This is a genomic window from Pseudomonas laurylsulfativorans, from assembly GCF_002906155.1.
Taxonomy (GTDB): Bacteria; Pseudomonadota; Gammaproteobacteria; order Pseudomonadales; family Pseudomonadaceae; genus Aquipseudomonas; species Aquipseudomonas laurylsulfativorans.
The window spans coordinates 494,664-514,777 of the sequence record NZ_MUJK01000003.1 but is presented as its reverse complement, the minus strand read 5'-3'; the positions used below and the strand labels follow the sequence as shown (position 1 = coordinate 514,777).

16 protein-coding genes and 4 tRNA genes are annotated in these 20,114 nt (G+C 60.5%); 10 read left to right on the top strand and 10 right to left on the bottom strand.

Annotation, left to right across the window (positions count from 1 at the left end):
- Positions 1-64: 64 nt before the first annotated feature.
- The 8 genes from B0D71_RS12780 (at position 65) to B0D71_RS12745 (ending at position 10,697) form a co-directional block, all read left to right on the top strand.
- Complete coding sequence (locus tag B0D71_RS12780; RefSeq protein ID WP_103395074.1) at positions 65-3,343, top strand: PAS domain S-box protein; 3,279 nt, start codon at positions 65-67, stop codon at positions 3,341-3,343.
- A 194-nt stretch (positions 3,344-3,537) separates the two neighbouring features.
- Positions 3,538-4,161, top strand: coding sequence for a CDP-alcohol phosphatidyltransferase family protein (locus B0D71_RS12775; RefSeq protein WP_103395073.1), 624 nt, complete (start codon positions 3,538-3,540; stop codon positions 4,159-4,161).
- A gap of 10 nt (positions 4,162-4,171) precedes the next feature.
- Positions 4,172-5,926: a bifunctional alpha/beta hydrolase/class I SAM-dependent methyltransferase gene (locus tag B0D71_RS12770; protein ID WP_103395072.1), complete on the top strand. Its 1,755-nt coding sequence runs from the start codon at positions 4,172-4,174 to the stop codon at positions 5,924-5,926.
- Positions 5,926-7,269 carry a phosphatase PAP2/dual specificity phosphatase family protein gene (locus tag B0D71_RS12765; protein ID WP_103395071.1) on the top strand — a complete coding sequence of 448 codons (1,344 nt, stop codon included), beginning with the start codon at positions 5,926-5,928 and terminating at the stop codon, positions 7,267-7,269. Before B0D71_RS12770 ends, B0D71_RS12765 begins: the two co-directional genes overlap by 1 nt.
- Complete coding sequence (locus B0D71_RS12760; protein ID WP_103395070.1) at positions 7,259-7,714, top strand: hypothetical protein; 456 nt, start codon at positions 7,259-7,261, stop codon at positions 7,712-7,714. The genes B0D71_RS12765 and B0D71_RS12760 overlap by 11 nt, the downstream gene beginning before the upstream one ends.
- A gap of 9 nt (positions 7,715-7,723) precedes the next feature.
- A complete protein-coding gene (locus tag B0D71_RS12755; protein ID WP_103395069.1) occupies positions 7,724-8,344 on the top strand; it encodes a lysophospholipid acyltransferase family protein in 621 nt (206 codons plus the stop codon).
- Between the two features lies 1 nt (position 8,345).
- Positions 8,346-9,278, top strand: coding sequence for a phosphatidate cytidylyltransferase (locus B0D71_RS12750; RefSeq protein WP_103395068.1), 933 nt, complete (start codon positions 8,346-8,348; stop codon positions 9,276-9,278).
- 456 nt (positions 9,279-9,734) lie between these two features.
- Complete coding sequence (locus B0D71_RS12745) at positions 9,735-10,697, top strand: IS110 family transposase (protein WP_103393606.1); 963 nt, start codon at positions 9,735-9,737, stop codon at positions 10,695-10,697.
- A gap of 494 nt (positions 10,698-11,191) precedes the next feature.
- On the opposite strand, the gene B0D71_RS12740 is transcribed toward B0D71_RS12745, so the two are convergent.
- The 10 genes from B0D71_RS12740 to gltX form a co-directional block, all read right to left on the bottom strand.
- The gene (locus tag B0D71_RS12740) at positions 11,192-11,638 is read right to left on the bottom strand and encodes an Hsp20 family protein (protein WP_103395067.1); all 447 of its coding nucleotides are present in this window, start codon (positions 11,636-11,638) and stop codon (positions 11,192-11,194) included.
- A gap of 130 nt (positions 11,639-11,768) precedes the next feature.
- Positions 11,769-12,728: a tRNA dihydrouridine synthase gene (locus tag B0D71_RS12735; protein WP_103395066.1), complete on the bottom strand. Its 960-nt coding sequence runs from the start codon at positions 12,726-12,728 to the stop codon at positions 11,769-11,771.
- A 179-nt stretch (positions 12,729-12,907) separates the two neighbouring features.
- Positions 12,908-13,342, bottom strand: coding sequence for an acyl-CoA thioesterase (locus tag B0D71_RS12730; protein WP_103395065.1), 435 nt, complete (start codon positions 13,340-13,342; stop codon positions 12,908-12,910).
- A gap of 48 nt (positions 13,343-13,390) precedes the next feature.
- Positions 13,391-14,224, bottom strand: a complete 834-nt coding sequence (locus B0D71_RS12725; protein WP_103395064.1) for an alpha/beta fold hydrolase — start codon at positions 14,222-14,224, stop codon at positions 13,391-13,393.
- Between the two features lie 29 nt (positions 14,225-14,253).
- Positions 14,254-14,793, bottom strand: a complete 540-nt coding sequence (locus B0D71_RS12720) for a TetR/AcrR family transcriptional regulator (RefSeq protein ID WP_103395063.1) — start codon at positions 14,791-14,793, stop codon at positions 14,254-14,256.
- A gap of 185 nt (positions 14,794-14,978) precedes the next feature.
- Positions 14,979-15,054, bottom strand: a tRNA-Glu gene (locus B0D71_RS12715).
- A 79-nt stretch (positions 15,055-15,133) separates the two neighbouring features.
- Positions 15,134-15,209 (bottom strand) — tRNA-Ala (locus B0D71_RS12710).
- 53 nt (positions 15,210-15,262) lie between these two features.
- Positions 15,263-15,338 (bottom strand) — tRNA-Glu (locus B0D71_RS12705).
- Between the two features lie 79 nt (positions 15,339-15,417).
- Positions 15,418-15,493, bottom strand: a tRNA-Ala gene (locus B0D71_RS12700).
- Positions 15,494-15,695: 202 nt separating this feature from the next.
- A complete protein-coding gene (gene gltX / locus B0D71_RS12695) occupies positions 15,696-17,177 on the bottom strand; it encodes a glutamate--tRNA ligase (protein ID WP_007956429.1) in 1,482 nt (493 codons plus the stop codon).
- Positions 17,178-17,420: 243 nt separating this feature from the next.
- Between gltX and B0D71_RS12690 the strand changes: the two genes are divergently transcribed.
- Both B0D71_RS12690 and B0D71_RS12685 read left to right on the top strand, forming a co-directional pair.
- Positions 17,421-18,509 carry an HlyD family secretion protein gene (locus B0D71_RS12690; protein ID WP_103395062.1) on the top strand — a complete coding sequence of 363 codons (1,089 nt, stop codon included), beginning with the start codon at positions 17,421-17,423 and terminating at the stop codon, positions 18,507-18,509.
- Positions 18,499-20,049 carry an MDR family MFS transporter gene (locus B0D71_RS12685; protein WP_103395061.1) on the top strand — a complete coding sequence of 517 codons (1,551 nt, stop codon included), beginning with the start codon at positions 18,499-18,501 and terminating at the stop codon, positions 20,047-20,049. Before B0D71_RS12690 ends, B0D71_RS12685 begins: the two co-directional genes overlap by 11 nt.
- The last annotated feature ends 65 nt before the right edge of the window (positions 20,050-20,114 follow it).

The following is a 20,114-nucleotide window of genomic DNA, read 5'->3' as shown; positions in this document are numbered from 1 at the left end:
TTGTGCTACTCCTATAGAGCCGCGAATGCCTGTACAAAACGCCCATTCAGCCTAAGGCTTGCCAATGCCCAAATCTGTTGACCGTATTCCGCCAATGCCGCGCATACAGGCACTTGACCCGAAAAACTCCGAACAGAGCTGGGAGAGTGCCTCGCAATTGTTGGCCGCGCTCAACGGCGCGCGCCTGGGCGCCTGGTATTGGGACATCGAGCGCGGGCAGATCAGCTGGTCCCGGGGTACGCAGGCGCTGTTCGGCTTCGACCCCCGCAAACCATTGCCATCGGATCTGGAATACCTCGACCTGCTGCCTCCGGAAGATCGCGCGAAAACCGTTCGCGCGTTCCATGCGGTCATCGCTGGCGCGCCGCTGGAACAAATGATGCACCATCGCATCCGCTGGCCCGATGGCAGCCTGCACTGGCTGGAGATCAGCGGCAGCCTGTTGCCGGACAAGCACGGCAGGCCACGGATGATCGGTGTGATCCGTGAAATCACCCACCAGCGCCAGCGTGAACAGGCACTGAGCAGCTCGGAAAAACGCTTCGCCACCCTGTTTCACCTGTGCCCGAACATGGTCCTGCTGACCCGCCAGGACGACGGCCTGATCACCGAAGCCAACCAGTATTTCGAAAGCCTGTTCGGCTGGCCGGTGCAAAATGCAATCGGCCGCACCACCCTGGAGCTGGGGCTGTGGGTGCATCCCGAACAACGGGCCGAACTGGTCAAGGCCACCAAAGCCAAAGGTGACCTGGTCAGCATGGAAGTGCAGTTTCGCGCCAGCAACGGCCAGATCCACGACGGCATCCTCAGTGCGCAAAAGGTCGAGCTCGAAGGCCAGCCCTATCTGCTGAGCACCTTCCTGGACACCACCGAACGCAAAATCGCCGAACATGCCCTCAAGGACAGCCAGGAACGCCTCGACCTGGCCCTGGACTCGGCGCAACTCGGCACCTGGGACTGGCACATTCCCAGCGGCATGCTCTACGGTTCGGCACGGGCCGCCCAACTGCACGGCCTGGACGCCAAACCCTTCCACGAGTCCTTCGACGAGTTCTTCGAAGGCGTGCCCGGCGAAGAACGCGACACCATGCGCGACGCTTACCGCAGCCTGCGTGAAGGCCCGGCCGGCAACTACCAATTGACCTACCGCGTGCAATTGCCCGACGGCAGCTCGCGCTACCTGGAAAGCCGCGCCCGCCTCTACCGCGATGAAAACGGCGTGCCGGTGCGCATGGCCGGCACATTGCTCGACATCACCGACCAGGTGGAACGCGAACAACGGCTGGTGGCCTCCGAAGAGAAATTCGCCACACTGTTCCAGGTGAGCCCCGATCCGATCTGCGTCACCCACCAGGACTCCGGCCAGTTCATTGAAATCAACTCCAGCTTCACCCAGACATTTGGCTGGAGCACCGCCGATGTGATCGGCCGCAGCGCCGACGAAATCGGCCTGTGGGACGCTTCGGCGAAAAGCCTGCGACGGATCGAACAAGTGATCCGTGAACAAGGCCTGAACAACGTGGCCATTCTCGTCCAGCACAAGGACGGACAGGTCCTGACCTGCGTGATTTCCAGCCGCCAGATCAGCGTCGGCGATCAGCCCTGCATCGTCACCACGCTGCGCGACATCACCCAACAACAGCGCTCGGAAGCGGCACTCAAGGCCAGTGAAGAGAAATTCGCCAAGGCCTTTCACTCCAGCCCAGACGCCATCACCATCACCGAGCGCGACACCGGACGCTATCTGGAGGTCAACGATGGTTTCTGCCGCCTGACCGGTTACCGCGCCGAGGAAGTGGTGGGCCGCACGGTGTACCAGGTCGGGATCTGGGCTGAAGAAAAACAACGCTCGGCGCTACTGGCGGAATTGCAGATCAAGGGGCGGGTTCATCACCAGGAAATGCTCGGACGCAACAAGCGCGGCGAACTGCTCACTGTCGAAGTGTCGGTGGAGCCGATCACCCTCAACGAAACAGCCTGTCTGCTGCTGACCGCGCGAGACGTCAGCCTGCTGAAAAACGCCGAAGCGCAGATTCGCCACCTGGCCTACCACGACCCACTGACCAACCTGCCCAATCGGGCTCTGCTGATGGATCGGCTCAGTCAGCAAATTGCCCTGCTCAAACGCCACAATTTACGTGGTGCGCTGATGTTTCTCGACCTCGACCACTTCAAGCACATCAACGACTCCCTCGGGCACCCGGTGGGCGATACCGTGCTGAAAATCATCACCGCGCGCCTGGAGGCCAGCGTGCGTATGGAGGACACCGTTGCGCGCCTGGGCGGTGACGAATTCGTAGTGCTACTCAGCGGTCTCGAAGGCTCGCGCAACGAGGTCAGCGATCAGGTTCGCGAAGTGGCCGACACCATTCGCGAACTGCTGTCCGAACCGATGTTCCTCGACGGTCAGCGCCTGCAAGTGACACCCAGCATCGGCATTGCACTGATTCCCGATCACGGTTCGACCCCGACCGACCTGCTCAAGCGCGCCGACATCGCGCTCTATCGCGCCAAGGACTCGGGCCGCAATACCGCGCAGATGTACCACAACACCATGCAGAAGGCCGCGAGCGAACGCCTGCGCATGGAAACCGACTTGCGCCTGGCGCTTTCCCGGGGTGAGTTTCGCGTGCATTACCAACCCCAGGTCGACGCCCGGGGTGACCGCATCGTCGGCGCCGAAGCCCTGGTGCGCTGGAATCACCCAGACCTCGGTGCGCAGTCACCCACTGAGTTCATCAAGGTACTGGAAGACAGCGGACTGATTCTGGAGGTCGGCACCTGGATCCTCGACGAAGCCTGCCAGGCCTTCAAACAATTGATCGACGACGGCCTGGTGAATCCATACAAATTCAGCTTGTGCGTGAACATCAGCCCGCGCCAGTTCCGCCAGAACGACTTCGTCGAACGGGTCGAAAACAGCCTCGCCACCTACGGGCTGCCCTGCACGTTGCTGAAGCTGGAAATCACCGAAGGCATCGTGATCCAGAACCTGGAAGACACCATCAACAAAATGCGCCGCCTGAAAAAACTCGGCGTGAGCTTCGCCATGGACGACTTCGGCACCGGCTACTCCTCACTGACCTACCTCAAGCGCTTGCCGGTCGATACCCTGAAAATCGACCAGTCATTCATCCGCGACGCCACCAGCGACCCGAACGACGCCGAGATCATCCGCGCCATCGTCGCCATGGCCCACAGCCTGGATTTGAAAGTGATTGCCGAAGGGGTGGAAACAGCGGAACAACTGGAGTTCTTGCAGGGGTTGGACTGTCACTTCTACCAGGGGTATTTACACAGTCAGCCGTTGCCTGTGCAAGAGTTTAAGTTGTTGCTCAAGTAGGAAGAAGCGGCAAGGGATCCGCTTCATGCCTTGAACCCAGAACCGTCGACGACACCCTCAAGGTCGTGCCGGATCTGCAAGAGCAATGACCCTGCCGCACCGATCGAGAGGCTGCCGGGCCTTACCCCGACCTCGCAAGATGCCATCTACACTCAATCACGCCCCCCCTCTGCCACTGATTGAGATCCATCAACGTGCCCAGCATCTACCAGATCAAACCCGCCTTCCAAAACCTCCTGCGCCCCTTGGTCCGACGCTTGTTCGACAACGGCACCACGGCCAACCAGATCACGGTGCTGGCGGGCATTGGTTCGGTGCTGGTGGGCGCGGTGATCGCCGGTTTCGCGCATCACCCCTGGGTATTTGTGCTGGTACCGGTCTGGATGATCGTGCGCATGGCGCTCAACGCCATCGATGGCATGTTGGCTCGGGAATTCGGCCAACAGTCGCGCCTGGGCGCCTACCTCAATGAACTTTGCGATATCGCCGCCGACTGTGCGCTGATCCTGCCTTTCGCCCTGTTACCGGATGTCAGCCCGTGGCTGGTGCTGTTGGTGACGCTGCTTGCCTTGTTCACCGAGTACAGCGGCGTGCTGGGGCCCATGGTCGGTGCCTCGCGACGCTATGACGGGCCCATGGGCAAGAGTGACCGGGCCTTCGTGCTGGGAGTCGTGGCCGCCGGCATCGCACTGGGCTGGATCAGCGCCCTGTGGATCAATGGCGTGTTCGCGATCATCGCGGTGCTGTTGCTCTGCACACTGGTAAACCGGGTCCGCCAGGGCCTCAAGGAAGTACAACAAGACGGCTCTTCAGCCTAAGGAATTGGCAATGCGCGAAGCTCGCCAGCAGACATTCACCACCCATGATGGCGTGGAACTGTTCTACCGATATTGGCCAGGCAACCCTGCCCCAGACGAGGCGCGCAAGGCTGTGCTGCTGTTTCATCGCGGCCATGAGCACTCGGGACGCATTGCCCATCTGGTGGATGAACTGGACCTGCCCGGCTACGACTTCTTTGCCTGGGATGCCCGGGGCCATGGCCTCTCGCCGGGCGCCCGTGGCGACAGCCCGGGCTTTGCCACCAGCGTGCGCGACGTGCAGACCTTCTGCGAGCACCTGAAGACGACTTACCAGATAGACGAGGAAAATCTCGCGGTGATCGCCCAGAGCGTCGGCGCGGTGATCGTCGCCACCTGGGCCCACGATTACGCGCCACGCATACGCTCGCTGGTGCTGGCGTCGCCGGCGTTCAAGGTCAAGCTCTATGTACCCTTCGCCCGCCAGGGGCTGTCACTGCTGCGCCAGTGGCGCGGCAACTTTTTCGTCAACAGCTACGTCAAGGCGCGGTTTCTGAGTCATGACCCGCAACGCGTCGCCAGCTACGACAATGACCCGCTGATCACCAAAGCCATTTCAGTGAATGTCTTGCTCGGCCTCTACGAAGCCGCCGAACGGGTCGTGGCTGATGCGCAGGCGATTCAGATACCCGTTCAGTTGCTGATCTCCGGCGCCGATTTCGTCGTGCATCGCCATCCTCAGGAACAGTTCTTCGATCGCCTGGGCAGCCTGCACAAGGAAAAACATGTGCTGCCGGGGTTCTTCCACGACACCCTGGGTGAAAAACATCGCGGGCCCGCGGTCGCCAGCGCACGCCGCTTCATCCTGCAAAACTTCGCCCAACCGAACGCCCGCCCTTCCCTACTGGCCGCCGATCGCCTGGGCCTGACCTGCGCCGAGTCCGAATCGCTGGCCGCGCCGCTGCCGCGCAACTCCCTGCGCGATCTGTACTGGCGCATGACCCGCGCCAGCATGCGCCTGGGCAGTCAGCTGTCGTCGGGGATCAAGCTGGGGTTCGACACCGGCTTCGACTCCGGCAGCACCCTGGACTACGTCTATCGCAATACGCCCACCGGCACATCCGGTCTCGGCCGCCTGATCGACCGCAATTACCTGGATTCCATCGGTTGGCGCGGCATTCGCCAACGCAAACTGCACGTCGAGGAATTGCTGCGCCTGGCCATGCAGCAATTGCGCGACCGAGGACACGAAGTGCGCATCGTTGACATCGCCGCCGGACACGGGCGCTACATTCTCGAAGCCTTGCAGGGCGTCAGCCCGCTGCCCGAGTCGATTCTGTTGCGCGACTACAGCGACATCAATGTGCGCGACGGCAGTGCGCTGATCCGCGAAAAAGGCCTGGAAGGGATCGCTCGATTCGTCAAGGGCGATGCCTTCGACCACGCCGATCTGGCCGCACTGGCCCCCAAGCCAACCCTGGCGGTGGTATCCGGTTTGTACGAGTTATTCGCCGACAATCAAATGGTCGGCGCCTCCCTCGCCGGGCTGGCCGACGCCGTCGAACCCGGTGGCTATCTGGTCTATACCGGTCAACCCTGGCACCCGCAGCTGGAACTGATTGCCCGCGCCCTGACCAGCCACCGCGAAGGCCAAGCCTGGGTCATGCGCCGGCGCACCCAGGCGGAAATGGACCAACTGGTGGAGGCCGCCGGCTTTCGCAGAATCGACTTGCGCGTCGATGAGTGGGGCATCTTCAGCGTGGCCCTCGCGCAACGGGTGTCGTGATGCAGCTCACTGCAACGGCGGCACGCGAGCCTGGCCTGCGCAAATCGGCGGTGCTCTGGCTATTGCTGCTGGCGCCGCTGTTTTTCGGCACCTACGGTTTCGCCACCTGGGTCACCACCCAGCGCGGCGATGTCGGCAGCCTGGTGTTCGGCTGGGAAAGCCACATGCCATTCTGGGCCTGGACCATTGTCCCGTATTGGTCCATCGACCTGCTGTACGGCTTGTCCCTGCTGCTGCCGCGCAGCCGCGAAGAACTGAAACGCCATGCCTTGCGCCTGCTGACCGCGCAGGTGATTGCCGTCAGTTGTTTTCTGATCTGGCCGCTGCGCTTCACTTTCGCCCGACCGGAACTGGATGGCGTATTTGGCTGGTTGTTCGACGTTCTCGCCGGCTTTGACAAACCGTTCAATCAAGCGCCATCGCTGCACATCGCCTTGCTGGTGATCCTCTGGGCCTGCTATCAGCGACACTTGCAGGGCATCTGGCGCATGGCGATGCATGGCTGGTTCGCCCTGATCGGGATCTCGGTACTGACCACTTACCAGCACCACTTCATCGACCTGCCCACCGGTGCGATGCTCGGCTGGCTGTGTGTCTGGCTATGGCCGCTGGAGGGCCGCTCCCTCCTGCAAACCGCGCATCTGGCACCCCGGGGGAAACGCTGGAAACTGGCGCTGTATTACCTGCTGGGGGCGACCGCTTTCACTGTCCCGGCTTTTGCCTCGGGGGGCATCTGGCTGTGGCTGCTCTGGCCGGCGCTGGCGCTGCTGCTGGTGGCGTTCAATTACGCCGTGCTGGACGCGGACGGCTTTCAGAAGCGCGCCAATGGGTGCCTTTCAGCCGCCGCCCGCTGGCTACTGGCCCCCTATCTGGCCGCCGCCTGGCTCAACTCGCGCCTATGGACCCGCAAGAATCCAGATCCCGACCGGGTACTCGACAACGTCTGGCTCGGGCGCATACCGACTCGGCGGGAACTCGAGAACAGTGCCTTTGCTGCAGTGTTCGACCTGTGTGCCGAACTCTCGCTCAACCCTGGTTCCATTGCCTACCGTTCACTGCCGGTCCTGGACCTTACGACACTTGACGCCGCGCAATGCGAGGAAGCGGCGCTGGCCATCGAAAACCTGCGTCAGCAAGGGCCGTTGCTGGTCTGCTGTGCCCTGGGCTATTCGCGCAGCGCCACCGCGGTGGCCGCCTGGCTGCTGAAGACCGGGCGGGCCACGAGCGTCGATGACGCCATCCAGTTGATCCAGTGCGCACGTCCAGGAATAGTGCTGGGCCCCCGTCACCGAAAAGCCCTGCAGCAGGTAGCGACCCGCATGGAGAGCAGCATTGTCCATTGATATGCAACTGCAGGTGACAGCCAGTCTGTTGCGTCGTGGCGACTCGCTGGATCGGCTGTCCACCGGGCTCACCCTGTTGGGCGCCTTGCTCGGCCTCAGTCAATTCGTCCTGAGCAACCCGGGGGTCTGGGGCGTGACCTGCGGCAGCGGGCTGCTGGTGCTCGGCCTGTGGCAGAAATACTGGGCGGTGCGGGTTGCTTTCGATGCCGATCTGTTCCAGCACCTTGCCCAAAGGGCTGCAAATCTCGACGAGCGCACCCAGGCCCTGGATCAAGCCCTGACCGCGCTGAATCTACAGCCCGCCGATCGCTCCGACCGCCCCTGGAACCAACGTATTGCCGGCGCTCTGACGCTGTTGCGCCGCCAGGCATTGCTGGTGGCGGCGCAAGTTCTGTTGACCCTGGTTTTCATCTTCGCCGGCCCCTGGCTGGCCGTAGCGGGATAAGGAGTTCTCATGCTGGAACCCGTGGTTGCCACCCTCATCACCTCTGCCGCGCGCCTCCTTACCGGCGCCCGCAGCCTGTGGCTCGGTTGCGCGCCGCAAGCAGTGCAGCGCATCTATTTCGCCAACCACAGCAGCCACGGCGATTTCGTGCTGCTGTGGGCGTCGTTGCCGCCGGCCTTGCGCGACATCACCCGACCGGTCGCCGGCGCCGATTACTGGCTGAAAAGCCCCCTGCGCCGGTACATCATCAACCGGGTGTTCAATGGTGTGCTGATTGACCGGGAGCGCAAGGACAATGCCGACAATCCCTTGCAGCCGATGCTCGATGCCCTGGCAAACGGCGATTCGCTGATTATCTTCCCCGAAGGCACGCGCAATCCCGAAGACGGCCTGCTGCCTTTCAAAAGCGGGCTGTATCACCTGGCGAAGCAGTACCCCCAGGCGCAATTGATTCCGGTGTGGATCGCCAACCTCAACCGAGTCATGCCCAAGGGGCGCGTGCTGCCGCTGCCGCTGTTATGCACCATCAGCTTTGGCGCCGCGCTGGCCCTGGACGAAGCTGAAAGCAAGGCGCAGTTTCTCGAGCGCAGTCGCGAAGCGCTGCTGAACCTGGCCGGGGAGCATGCCTGACATGGACAGACAGACCTTGATGTTGTTTGCCGGTATTGGCGCGTTTCTGCTTTTGGCCTCGCTGATCGGTTTCGTACTCAAACGACGCACCCAGGGCATCCCCAACCCGGTGATCGACAACCTCAACGCCCGGATCAACGCCTGGTGGGTGATGGTGCTGGTGATCGGGATAGCCTTCTGGCTCGGCACCACTGCGGTGATCCTGCTGTTCTACATGGTGTCGTTCTACGCCCTGCGCGAATTCATGACCCTCACGCCGACCCGCCGCAGTGACTACCCGGCCCTGGTGGCAGCTTTCTACCTGGCGCTACCGCTGCAGTACCTGTTGATTTACTACGATTGGTACGGGCTGTTTTCCATCTTTATCCCGGTCTACGTGTTTTTGCTGCTGCCGATCCTGGCTTCCCTGGGCGGCGACAGCACGCACTTTCTCGAGCGTGCCTCGAAGGTCCAATGGGGCCTGATGATCGCGGTGTTCTGCGTGTCCCACGTACCCGCACTGCTGACCCTGGACATCGCCGGCTATGAAGGTCGAAATCTGCTGTTGATCGCCTATCTGGTGATCGTGGTGCAGATGTCGGATGTGCTGCAGTACGTGTGCGGCAAGCTGTTCGGCAAACGCAAGATCGCACCGAAACTGTCGCCGTCGAAAACAGTGGAAGGCTTTGTCGGTGGCATTCTGCTGGCCTCGCTGATCGGCTGCGCTTTGTGGTGGATCACGCCGTTCACCGCCTGGCAGTCACTGTTCATCGCCTTGCTGATCAACTTGCTGGGGTTCGCTGGCGGTATCGTGATGTCGGCGATCAAACGCGATCGTGGCGTGAAGGATTGGGGGCACATGATCGAAGGCCATGGTGGCATGCTCGACCGGCTGGACTCGGTGTGTTTTGCTGCGCCGATCTTCTTTCACCTGGTGCGCTACGGCTGGACTTGAACGCTTCACGCCATCCCGGGAAGCACCAATAACGCAACATCTGTAGGAGCCGGCTTGCCGGCGATGGACTCCAGTGCGCCGCGTTTATCCAGCTCACACGCGTTGTCGTTAACGACCATCGCTGGCAAGCCAGCTCCTACAAGGGACCGCGTTGACCTTCACCTGTAGGAGCCGGCTTGCCGGCGATGGACTCCAGTGCGCCGCGTTTATCCGGTTCACACGCGTTTTCGTTGACGACCATCGCTGGCAAGCCAGCTTGTATGTTTAGACTTGAAGGGGTGGGTGGGACTAAAGCTCGTCATCTGACTCTGACCAGTACAGACCGTGGGAGACTTCGTCCCACCCCTTCACCTAATGCGCCGATAAGGAATGCATCGGCTCGGACCGACGATAGAAACAAGCCAGCGCAACGGTGAACCCCAACAAGTCTTTAAACCCTAGCTCGGAGGGTGGGCCATGACAATCCTTGATTCTCAGGTGGTCGTTGGTGTGGATGTGGCGAAGGACGAGATTGTTATCTATCGATCCGACCTGGAACGAACCCGAAATGTCGCGAACAAGCGATCAGCCCTGAAGCAATGGCTCAAGACGCTACCTGCGAACAGCGCTATCGCGCTTGAAGCGACCAATATCTATCACCTTGATACAACGGAAATAGCCCATGAAATGGGCCATGACGTTTATGTCATCGATGGCTGTCGCCTCAACAAATACCGCGACGGAATAGGCATGAGGGCGAAAACAGATGCCTTGGATGCCGAATTGCTGGCGCGTTACTTGAGCAGGGAGTCCGACAGACTGAGGATCTGGAGTCCTCCGCCGAAGGCTTACACCCAACTCAAAAGCCTGCTTCGTCGCCGGGCTCAGTTGGTCCGGGGCTGTGTCGCACTCAAGCAAAGCTGGAAAAACGAACCCCTGCTCAAAGAACAGTTCAAGCAGCTTTTGGCCGCCATTGCCCAGTTCGAAAAAACGATTCAGAAAACACTCAAGGAGATTGCTGAGGACGCCGGGATGCAGGATCAGGTGAAGCGCTGCCAGGCCGTCGAGGGTGTCGGGCTCCTGACAGCCACAGCAGCGGCCACAGCGTTTTTGCGTGGAAAATTTGCTAACAGCGACGAATACGTGGCCTTCCTCGGCATGGATCCGCGGGTGAGGCAGTCAGGACAAAAGGATCAAAGGCGTCGACTCTCCAAGCGAGGAGACTCGGAGTTCCGGCGCCTGTTTCACAACAGCGCCATGGCCGCCAGCCGTTCGCCGATCTGGAAACCGTACTACGAGAGTTATCTGGCCAGAGGCCTAAAAGGTACTCAAGCCTTGGTTATCCTGGCACGCAAGCTGGCCAGAGTGATGTTCGCGTTGATGAAAAACCAAAGTGAATACAAGCCTAATTCTATGCTTGGGGGTTCCCCCCAAACATAGAATCTCCTACAAGGGACCGCGTTGACCTTCACCTGTAGGAGCCGGCTTGCCGGCGATGGACTCCAGTGCGCCGCGTTTATCCGGCTCACACGCGTTTTCGTTAACGACCATCGCTGGCAAGCCAGCTCCTACAAGGGACCGCGTTGACCTTCACCTGTAGGAGCCGGCTTGCCGGCGATGGATTCAAGTACACCGCGTTTATCCGGTTCACACGCGTTTTCGTTGACGACCATCGCTGGCAAGCCAGCTCCTACAAGGGACCGCGTTGACCTTCACCTGTAGGAGCCGGCTTGCCGGCGATGGACTCCAGTGCGCCGCGTTTATCCAGCTCACACGCGTTTTCGTTGACGACCATCGCTGGCAAGCCAGCTCCTACAGGAGACCGCGTCCCGGTCGAAAATGAAGAAACGTCAAAAAAAAGACCCCGACAAGTCGGGGTCTTTTTGTTTTAGCCGGCCGTTTGATCAATCACAACACCCGGCATCAGGCTCGACTCAGTGTTGCAGAGCCGGTTTTTGCACCCCGTTGATCGGGATGCGCTTGGCTTTCGCCTCTTCCGGAATCACCCGCAGCAGGTCGATGCTCAACAGACCGTTGCTCAGGCCAGCAGCCTTGATCTCGATGTGATCGGCCAGACGGAAGGACAGCTTGAATGCACGCTGGGCAATGCCCTGGTGCAGGAAGGTCACGCCTTCGTTGGCATCACGTTTGCCACCACTGATGGTCAGCACACCCTTCTCGACTTGCAGTTCCAGGTCATCTTCCTGGAAACCGGCGGCGGCTACGACGATACGGTATTGATCGTCACCGTGTTTTTCCACGTTGTAAGGCGGGTAGGTGCTGCCTGGCTCATTGCGCAGGGCGGTTTCGAACAGGTCGTTGAAACGGTCGAAACCTACCGAGGAACGGAACAGTGGGGCCAGGGAAAATGCAGTAGTCATGATTCAAATCTCCTGAAAACAATCAGCAAGGTTTTTGTCTCCGCGACCCGAATTCGGCATCGCGTACCCCTTAGATAGGGATCGCTGATTGCATTTCAAGAGATTACTTTCTGCTTTTTTTGAAAAAGCTTCAGGCCGCTTCCGCCACCGACAGCCCCAACAAACGCGAGACATTGTCCAACTCGGTCTCACGACGCAGGACGGTGAAGAGCTCTACCGCCTCGGGATAATTGCGGGTCAACATCGCCAGCCATTGCTTCAGACGGCCCGGCGACTGGCGTGGTGTCATCTGCGCCTTGGCCTGTAACCAGAAGTCCTGGATCAGTGGCAGCAGCTCGCTCCAGGTCATCTCCACGACCTCTTCACCCGCCCGGGCAGCGGCGATCTGCTTGGCCAGATCGGGGCGCGAAACCAGGCCACGACCGAGCATGATGTCTTCGACGCCGCTGATCTCGCGGCAACGACGCCAGTCTTCGACGCTCCAGATATCCCCATTGGCGAACACCGGCACCTTGACCACGGCCTGTACCCGCGGAATCCACTCCCAGTGCGCCGGCGGCTTGTAGCCGTCGACCTTGGTCCGTGCGTGCACCACGATGTGCTCGGCGCCGCCTTCGGCCAGGGCCGTGGCACACACCAGCGAACCGTCCGGGCTGTCGAAGCCCAGACGCATCTTGGCGGTGACTGGAATGTGCGCGGGGACGGCACGACGGACGTGCTCGACGATCTGGTTGAGCAGCTCGGGCTCCTTGAGCAGGACCGCGCCACCCCGGGATTTGTTGACGGTCTTGGCCGGACAGCCGAAGTTAAGGTCGATCACCTCGGAACCCAGCTCGCAAGCCAGCGCAGCATTTTCTGCCAGGCACACCGGATCGGAACCGAGCAGTTGCACACGCAGCGGCACGCCGGAGGCCGTCCGGGCACCGTTGAGCAACTCCGGGCCGAACTTGTGGAAATAGGCAGGTGTCAGCAACTGGTCGTTGACCCGAATGAACTCGGTCACGCACCAGTCAATACCACCCACGCGGGTCAGCACATCGCGCAGGATGTCGTCGACCAACCCCTCCATGGGCGCCAAAGCAATTTGCATGAAAAACACACTCGAGGAAAAACGTGCGGCAGTTTACTGGGTTCAGAGAAAATCTGCAGAACATCGCAGATCCCCTGTAGGAGCGAGCTTGCTCGCGATTGTCGTCAACGTTAACGCGACCAGCCTGACGCCCCGCGGCGGTCTCAGGTTTTTCGCGAGCGAGCTCGCTCCTACATTGGTTAGAGCGATAGCAAAGCCGGGCCATAACCCTCGATGAACTCCGCCGGCATGCGCTTGGGCTTGCCGGAAGACAGCTCGATGCAGACGAACGTGGTTTGCGCGCGCAGCAACGTTGCATTGTCGCTGGGGCGGATCAACTGGAAGTGCCGGGTCATTCTCAGACGCTGGTCCCAATCGACGATCCAGGTCGCCAATTGCAACTCATCGCCTTCGTAGGCCGCTGCCAGGTAGTCGATTTCGTGACGTACCACCGCCATCGCCCGGTCCAGTCGCCGATATTCGACCAGATCCAGGCCAAGGCGTTGGGAGTGGCGCCAGGCACAGCGTTCGAGCCAGGTCACGTAGACCGCGTTGTTCGCGTGCCCCAACCCGTCAATGTCCTCGGCATCCACTTGCAGATCAATGATAAATGGCGTTTCCCGATCCCAGCCCATGCCCCACTCCCGGTCATCTCGATTTGACCGGGGCAGTGTAACGGAAGCTCAGGCTGATTGGCGCGATTGCAGTCGGCGACCGGACAGCAGTGATAACACGCCATCAATCACCCTGGGGTCAGCCAGCACCCGCTGATGCCCGCCTTCTTGCAGGCGCAACAAACGACTGTCGAACCAGGACTCGTGGATCAGCTGAGACTCTTTGACCGACACCATGTTGTCATCTTCGGCGTGGACGACCAGGCCGGGCATATCGAGCTGATAGTGAGCGACATCCAGCGTCGAGGCGCGCATGCCGACGTCTTTCTCGACCTGACGTATGAACGCTGAACGGGCTTTGGGTGGCAGCCCGACATAGCGGGCGAACCCACGCAACACACCAAGAATCCGCGCCGGGGCGGCGATGGTGACCAGGGTTTCCGTGCGCAGGCCCAACTGCACCGCAAGCATGGCGCTGGCACCCCCCATGGAATGGCCGATGACCGCTTGCAGTGGCGGCAATTCGGCGGCGGCTTCGAGCATGGCCCGCGCGAAGAGCACCACATTCGCCTCGCTGCCCGGCGAGCGGCCATGAGCCGGACCGTCGAGGGCGACCACGGAGTAACCGGCATCGACCAATGCCGTGATCAGGCTGGCAAACTGCGTTGGCCGCCCTTCCCAACCGTGCATCAGCAACACTGCCGGGCCCTGGCCCCAACGCAACGCCGAGAGGCCGAAGCGCAAGGTGATCCGCTCGGACCTCGCCAACAGCGGTAGCTCCCAGTCACGGGGCGGCAGATCCCGCGGTGTCATGAAGGCCAGTCGCATTTTGCTAGCGACCAGTTTCGGGGCAAACCAGCCCAAGGTGCCATTAACGCCACGAACCCACTTTAACGCGCTCATCGCATTCTCCTCAGGCCGCAGCCTTCAGGTCAACGCACTGCCGATTTGGCGGCGCGCAGTAATCGATCGGACAATTCTCCCGGCCCCAGCGCCCGCGCCAGAGCCAATCCACCCACCATCAAGGCCATATCGGCCAGGGCTTTATCGGTTTCTTCAGGACTGGACGCCAACTGCGCGACCATCATTTCCACATGCTCATTCAGCGCGACACGAAACGCGTCCGGCAGCCGCCCCAATTCGCCGACCGAAGCCGGGATCGGGCACGCCGATTCGGAGGAATCACGGTGCTTGCGCGACAGGTAAAACGCCGCCACCAGCGCGCGACGCTCCTCGCCGGTCAATTGCGCGTCCATATCGGCAATCAGGTCGCGCCGATGACCGAGCAATTGCTTGAACGCTTCGAGCATCATCGCGTCCTTGCTTTCGAAGTGTGCGTAGAAGCCGCCGACGGTCAGGCCCGCCGCGCCCATCACTTCGCCCACGCTTGGCTCGGCCGGGCCGCGCTGAATCAGCGCGGCGCTGGCAGCCTTGAGGATGCGTTCGCGGGTCTGAGCTTTTTTATCGTTCATCGTTGCCTCCGAATATTACGATTGAAATATTATTCTCATAATAAATTTTAGCAAGTCATGGGTGTGACCGCTGGTCTGAAGAACAGTTTTTTTGGAAATGGAGGAATTTGGCCAAACGCCAGACAAACAAAAGGGCCATTCAATAATTGAATGACCCTTATAAAATCCCGCAGAGCGGGTAATCGTGGCGTCCCCTAGGGGACTCGAACCCCTGTTACCGCCGTGAAAGGGCGGTGTCCTAGGCCACTAGACGAAGGGGACACAAACCCTTCTATACAACTGATCAGTGCTGAGAGCTGATCGATTCAAGGCCGGTGTGGCCAGACCTTGAACTGTAAATTGGTGGAGCTAAGCGGGATCGAACCGCTGACCTCCTGCATGCCATGCAGGCGCTCTCCCAGCTGAGCTATAGCCCCGGATTTTTCGCCTCGCGGCGGAGCGACATCTTGCAACATCGCTTCTGTAAAACTGGCGTCCCCTAGGGGACTCGAACCCCTGTTACCGCCGTGAAAGGGCGGTGTCCTAGGCCACTAGACGAAGGGGACGCAAACCCTTCTATACAACTGATCAACGCTGAGTGTTGATCGCTTCAAGGCCGGTGTGGCCAGACCTTTAAGTGTAAATTGGTGGAGCTAGACGGGATCGAACCGTCGACCTCTTGCATGCCATGCAAGCGCTCTCCCAGCTGAGCTATAGCCCCTCATCGTTGATGTCATCGCTGAGGACGGGGCGAATCTTAAGGGCGTATCGAAAGCCTGTCAAACTTATTTTTCAAAAAATTTAAAATTTTTTGCCGACATAACAATCACTTACCACCCTCGCCCCGAAAAATCGGGGTCTGAGGACCACTGCGCGCCCAACGACGGGCACACACAATGGCCATCAGTCCCTCATCAAGCGTGTCAGGCGATAGCGCCCAACAGCTTTTCCCATTCTTTGTTTTCTTTCTTCGACACACCGCCCAGCAGGTCGATCGCCTGGCGCAGACGGAAACGGGTCAGGTCCGGCCCAAGGATTTCCATCGCATCGAGCACCGATACCGAACTGGCCTGGCCCGTGATCGCGGCGAACATCAGCGGCATGGCGTCACGCAGCTTCAGCTCAAGGGACTCGACCACGGCCTGGATGGTCGCGGTAATGCTGTCCTTCTCCCACTGACGCAGGCTTTCGAGCTTCCACAGGATCAACTGCATCAACTGACGAACCTGATCACCCGACAGCTTCTTGGATTCGAACAGCTTGGCATCCGGATTCACGCCACCGGCAAAGAAGAACCCGGCCAGCGGTGCAACCTGGCTGAAGGTTTCGACCCGGCCCTGCACGTGCGGCGCGATCTTCATCATGTATTCGGAATTGAACGCCCACTTCTGCACGCGCGCGGCGAACTCTTCCACCGGCAGGTCACGCAGCCACTGGCCGTTGAGCCACGACAGCTTCTCGATGTCGAAGATCGGCCCGCCGAGGGACACGCGCTTGAGATCGAAATTGTCGACCATTTCCTGCAACGAGAACTTCTCGCGCTCGTCCGGCATCGACCAGCCCATGCGGCCCAGGTAGTTGAGCATCGCTTCAGGCATGAAGCCCATGCGCTCGTAGAACGTCACCGAGGTCGGGTTCTTGCGCTTGGACAGCTTGCTCTTGTCCGGGTTACGCAGCAGCGGCATGTAGCACAGCTCCGGTTGTTCCCAGCCGAAGTATTCGTAAAGCAGGATCAGCTTCGGTGCCGATGGCAGCCACTCTTCGCCGCGCAATACGTGGGTGATGCCCATCAGGTGATCGTCGACCACGTTGGCCAGGAAGTACGTCGGCAGGCCGTCGGTCTTCATCAGGACTTGCATGTCCATGCGGTCCCACGGGATCTCGACGTCGCCGCGCAGCATGTCCGGCACCACGCAGACGCCTTCGCTCGGCACCTTCATGCGGATCACGTGCGGTTCGCCAGCGGCGAGGCGACGGGCGACTTCTTCCTTGGACAGCAACAGTGCGCGGCCGTCGTAGCGCGGGGTTTCGCCACGGGCCATCTGCTCGGCGCGCATCTGGTCCAGCTCTTCGGCGGTGCAGAAGCACGGGAAGGCATGGCCCATGTCGACCAGTTGCTGGCAGTACTTCTGGTAAATGTCACCGCGCTCGCTTTGACGGTATGGACCGTGCGGGCCGCCGACATCCGGACCTTCGCTCCAGTCGATCCCCAGCCAGCGCAGCGCGTCGAAGATCTGCTGTTCGGACTCGCGGGTCGAACGCAGTTGATCGGTGTCTTCGATCCGCAGGATGAACTCACCGCCGTGCTGCTTGGCAAAGCAGTAGTTGAACAAGGCGATGTAGGCGGTACCTACGTGGGGGTCCCCGGTAGGCGATGGCGCGATGCGAGTGCGGACGGTGGTCATGGCATGTCTCGAAAAGAATAAAAAGCGAAGTTCAAACAGAACATCAAACAAGAGCGGAATGGTAACAGGCGACACCCGCCCCGCTCCAGTGAGCAGGGCATTTAAGCCAAGGTTGCGTCTGGAACACCCGTATGAGGTGGTGAATGGGCGAATATCAACCGATGGCATTTACCGTTTATCGGCTGTATGCCAGATTTGCCTGCTGATACCTTCCCTTACAATTTCTCGACTACAGTTTGCCCCATGCCTGCCCAACTCAAGCGTCGCCTGTCCATTTTCCTGTTGATCGTCCTGCTGATTGCCGGGGGCCTGTTTGCCCATTGGTTTTTCAAGGGGCGGTTTTATGAAAGCACCGACAACGCTTATGTCCAGGGCGAGATCACCCGTGTGTCGAGCCAACTGGGTGCGCGCATCGATCAGGTGCTGGTGCAGGACAACCAGCATGTCGAGAAGGGCCAGTTGCTGATCAAACTCGAAGGCGACGACTTCCACCTCGCTGTCGACCGCGCCAACGCAACCCTCGCCACCCGCGAGGCCGAACGCCTGCAAGCCCAGAGCAAACTGACCCAGCAGGCCAGCCTGATTGCCGCCAGCGAAGCGCAAGTAGCGTCCAGTCAGGCTAGCCTGGGCCGTTCGCAGATTGATTTGACCCGCGCCGAGACCTTGCGCAAGCCAGGTTATGTCTCGGAAGAACGGGTAACCACCCTCTCCGCCGACAACCACATTGCCCGTTCGCAACTGGCCAGGGCCCAGGCGGATGCCCAGGGCCAGCGCCAGCAAGTCAACGCGCTGACCGCCGAAATAAAGCGCCTGGATGCGCAGATCGCCAATGCCAGAACCGACCTCGCCCAGGCCGAACTGAACCTGACCCGCAGCGAAATCCACGCCCCCATCAGCGGCCTGATCGGCCAGCGTGCGGCCCGCGAAGGCCAATACGTACAGGCCGGCGCTTACCTGCTGTCGATCGTGCCCGATGAAGACATCTGGATTCAGGCCAACTTCAAGGAGACCCAGATCGGCCACATGCAACCCGGGCAGAAAGCCGAGCTGACCTTCGACGCCTACGGCGACACACCCATCGAAGCCCGGGTCGACAGCCTGTTCGCCGCCTCAGGCGCACAGTTCAGCCTGTTGCCGCCGGACAATGCCACCGGCAACTTCACCAAAGTCGTGCAGCGGATTCCGGTAAAACTGACATTCGCCGCCGACAACCCGCTGCGCGGCAAGATCCGCCCGGGCATGTCGGTAACCGCCAAGGTGAACATCAAGGACGCCCCTGACGGTGCCACCACTAAATTGAGCAGCAAAGACGCCGCTGACGATGGCCGGTGATCAACTGATCCGCCCGGTCGGCGAACCGACCCGGCGCGACTGGATCGCGGTGATGAGCGTGATGCTCGGTGCCTTCATGGCGGTGCTCGACATCCAGATCACCAACTCCTCGCTCAAGGATATCCAGGGCGCGCTGTCGGCAACCCTGGAAGAAGGCTCGTGGATTTCCACCTCGTACCTGGTGGCGGAAATCATCATGATCCCCCTCACCGCCTGGCTGGTGCAGTTGCTTTCGGCACGGCGCCTGGCCGTGTGGGTGTCCCTCGGATTCCTCGCCGCGTCCCTGCTCTGCTCCATGGCGTGGAGCCTGGAGAGCATGATCGTGTTCCGCGCCCTGCAAGGGTTTACCGGTGGCGCACTGATTCCGCTGGCGTTCACCCTGACCCTGATCAAACTGCCGGAACACCATCGCGCCAAGGGCATGGCCATGTTTGCCATGACTGCCACCTTCGCCCCCTCCATCGGCCCGACACTCGGCGGCTGGCTGACGGAAAACTGGGGCTGGGAGTACATCTTCTACATCAACATCCCGCCCGGGCTGATCATGATCGCCGGCCTGATGTACGGCCTGGAGAAAAAAGAAGCGCACTGGGAGTTGCTCAAAAGCACCGACTACGCCGGTATTCTCACCCTCGGCGTCGGGCTCGGCTGCTTGCAAGTGTTTCTGGAGGAAGGCCACCGCAAGGACTGGCTGGAGTCGAACCTGATCGTGACCCTGGGCAGCATCGCGCTGGTGAGCCTGATCACCTTTGTGATCGTGCAGTTTTCCAAGCCCAATCCGCTGATCAATCTCGGCATCCTTGGCAACCGCAACTTCGGGTTATCCAGTATTTCCAGCGTCGGGATGGGGGTCGGGTTGTACGGTTCGATCTATCTGTTGCCGCTGTACCTGGCGCAGATCCAGAACTACAACGCTTTGCAGATTGGTGAAGTGATCATGTGGATGGGCGTGCCGCAGCTGTTTCTGATTCCGCTGGTGCCCAAGCTGATGAAGTTCATCTCGCCGAAATGGCTGTGCACCCTGGGATTCGGGTTGTTCGGGTTGGCGAGTTTCTCTTCAGGGGTGCTGAACCCGGACTTTGCCGGGCCGCAGTTCAACCAGATCCAGATCATCCGCGCCCTGGGACAACCGCTGATCATGGTGACCATCTCGCTGATCGCCACCTCCTATATCCTGCCTCAGGATGCGGGATCGGCGTCGAGCCTGTTCAACATCCTGCGCAATCTCGGCGGTGCCATCGGCATCGCCCTGCTCGCCACGCTGCTGGATGCGCGGACCAAGGTTTACTTTGACTACCTGCGCGAATCCATCGTGCCGAGCAATCCGCAGGTGGCCGAACGCATCGCCTCGCTGACCGATCGGCTGGGCAACGAAACAGCGGCATTGGGCAAACTCAGCGAGATTGCTCACCAACAGGCGTCGATCATGGCCTACAACGATGCGTTTCATTTTGTCGGAATTGCGCTGGGGATCAGCATGCTGGCGGTGTTGCTGACCAGGAAGTTGCCGGTGGGGTTGAAGGCGGGTGAGGCGCATTGATATCGAGTCATCCACAACATTGTGGCGAGGGGACTTGTCGGATCGCCGCACCGCCCCGCTCGACT

Bases quoted from the DNA above. Each gene is read 5' to 3' on its own strand.
- B0D71_RS12780 (WP_103395074.1), top strand. From the start codon at position 65: ATGCCCAAATCTGTTGACCGTATTCCGCCAATGCCGCGCATACAGGCA.
- B0D71_RS12770 (WP_103395072.1), top strand. From the start codon at position 4,172: ATGCGCGAAGCTCGCCAGCAGACATTCACCACCCATGATGGCGTGGAA.
- B0D71_RS12765 (WP_103395071.1), top strand. From the start codon at position 5,926: ATGCAGCTCACTGCAACGGCGGCACGCGAGCCTGGCCTGCGCAAATCG.
- B0D71_RS12755 (WP_103395069.1), top strand. From the start codon at position 7,724: ATGCTGGAACCCGTGGTTGCCACCCTCATCACCTCTGCCGCGCGCCTC.
- B0D71_RS12750 (WP_103395068.1), top strand. From the start codon at position 8,346: ATGGACAGACAGACCTTGATGTTGTTTGCCGGTATTGGCGCGTTTCTG.
- B0D71_RS12745 (WP_103393606.1), top strand. From the start codon at position 9,735: ATGACAATCCTTGATTCTCAGGTGGTCGTTGGTGTGGATGTGGCGAAG.
- B0D71_RS12740 (WP_103395067.1), bottom strand. From the start codon at position 11,638: ATGACTACTGCATTTTCCCTGGCCCCACTGTTCCGTTCCTCGGTAGGT.
- B0D71_RS12735 (WP_103395066.1), bottom strand. From the start codon at position 12,728: ATGCAAATTGCTTTGGCGCCCATGGAGGGGTTGGTCGACGACATCCTG.
- B0D71_RS12730 (WP_103395065.1), bottom strand. From the start codon at position 13,342: ATGGGCTGGGATCGGGAAACGCCATTTATCATTGATCTGCAAGTGGAT.
- B0D71_RS12725 (WP_103395064.1), bottom strand. From the start codon at position 14,224: ATGAGCGCGTTAAAGTGGGTTCGTGGCGTTAATGGCACCTTGGGCTGG.
- B0D71_RS12720 (WP_103395063.1), bottom strand. From the start codon at position 14,793: ATGAACGATAAAAAAGCTCAGACCCGCGAACGCATCCTCAAGGCTGCC.
- gltX (WP_007956429.1), bottom strand. From the start codon at position 17,177: ATGACCACCGTCCGCACTCGCATCGCGCCATCGCCTACCGGGGACCCC.
- B0D71_RS12690 (WP_103395062.1), top strand. From the start codon at position 17,421: ATGCCTGCCCAACTCAAGCGTCGCCTGTCCATTTTCCTGTTGATCGTC.
- B0D71_RS12685 (WP_103395061.1), top strand. From the start codon at position 18,499: ATGGCCGGTGATCAACTGATCCGCCCGGTCGGCGAACCGACCCGGCGC.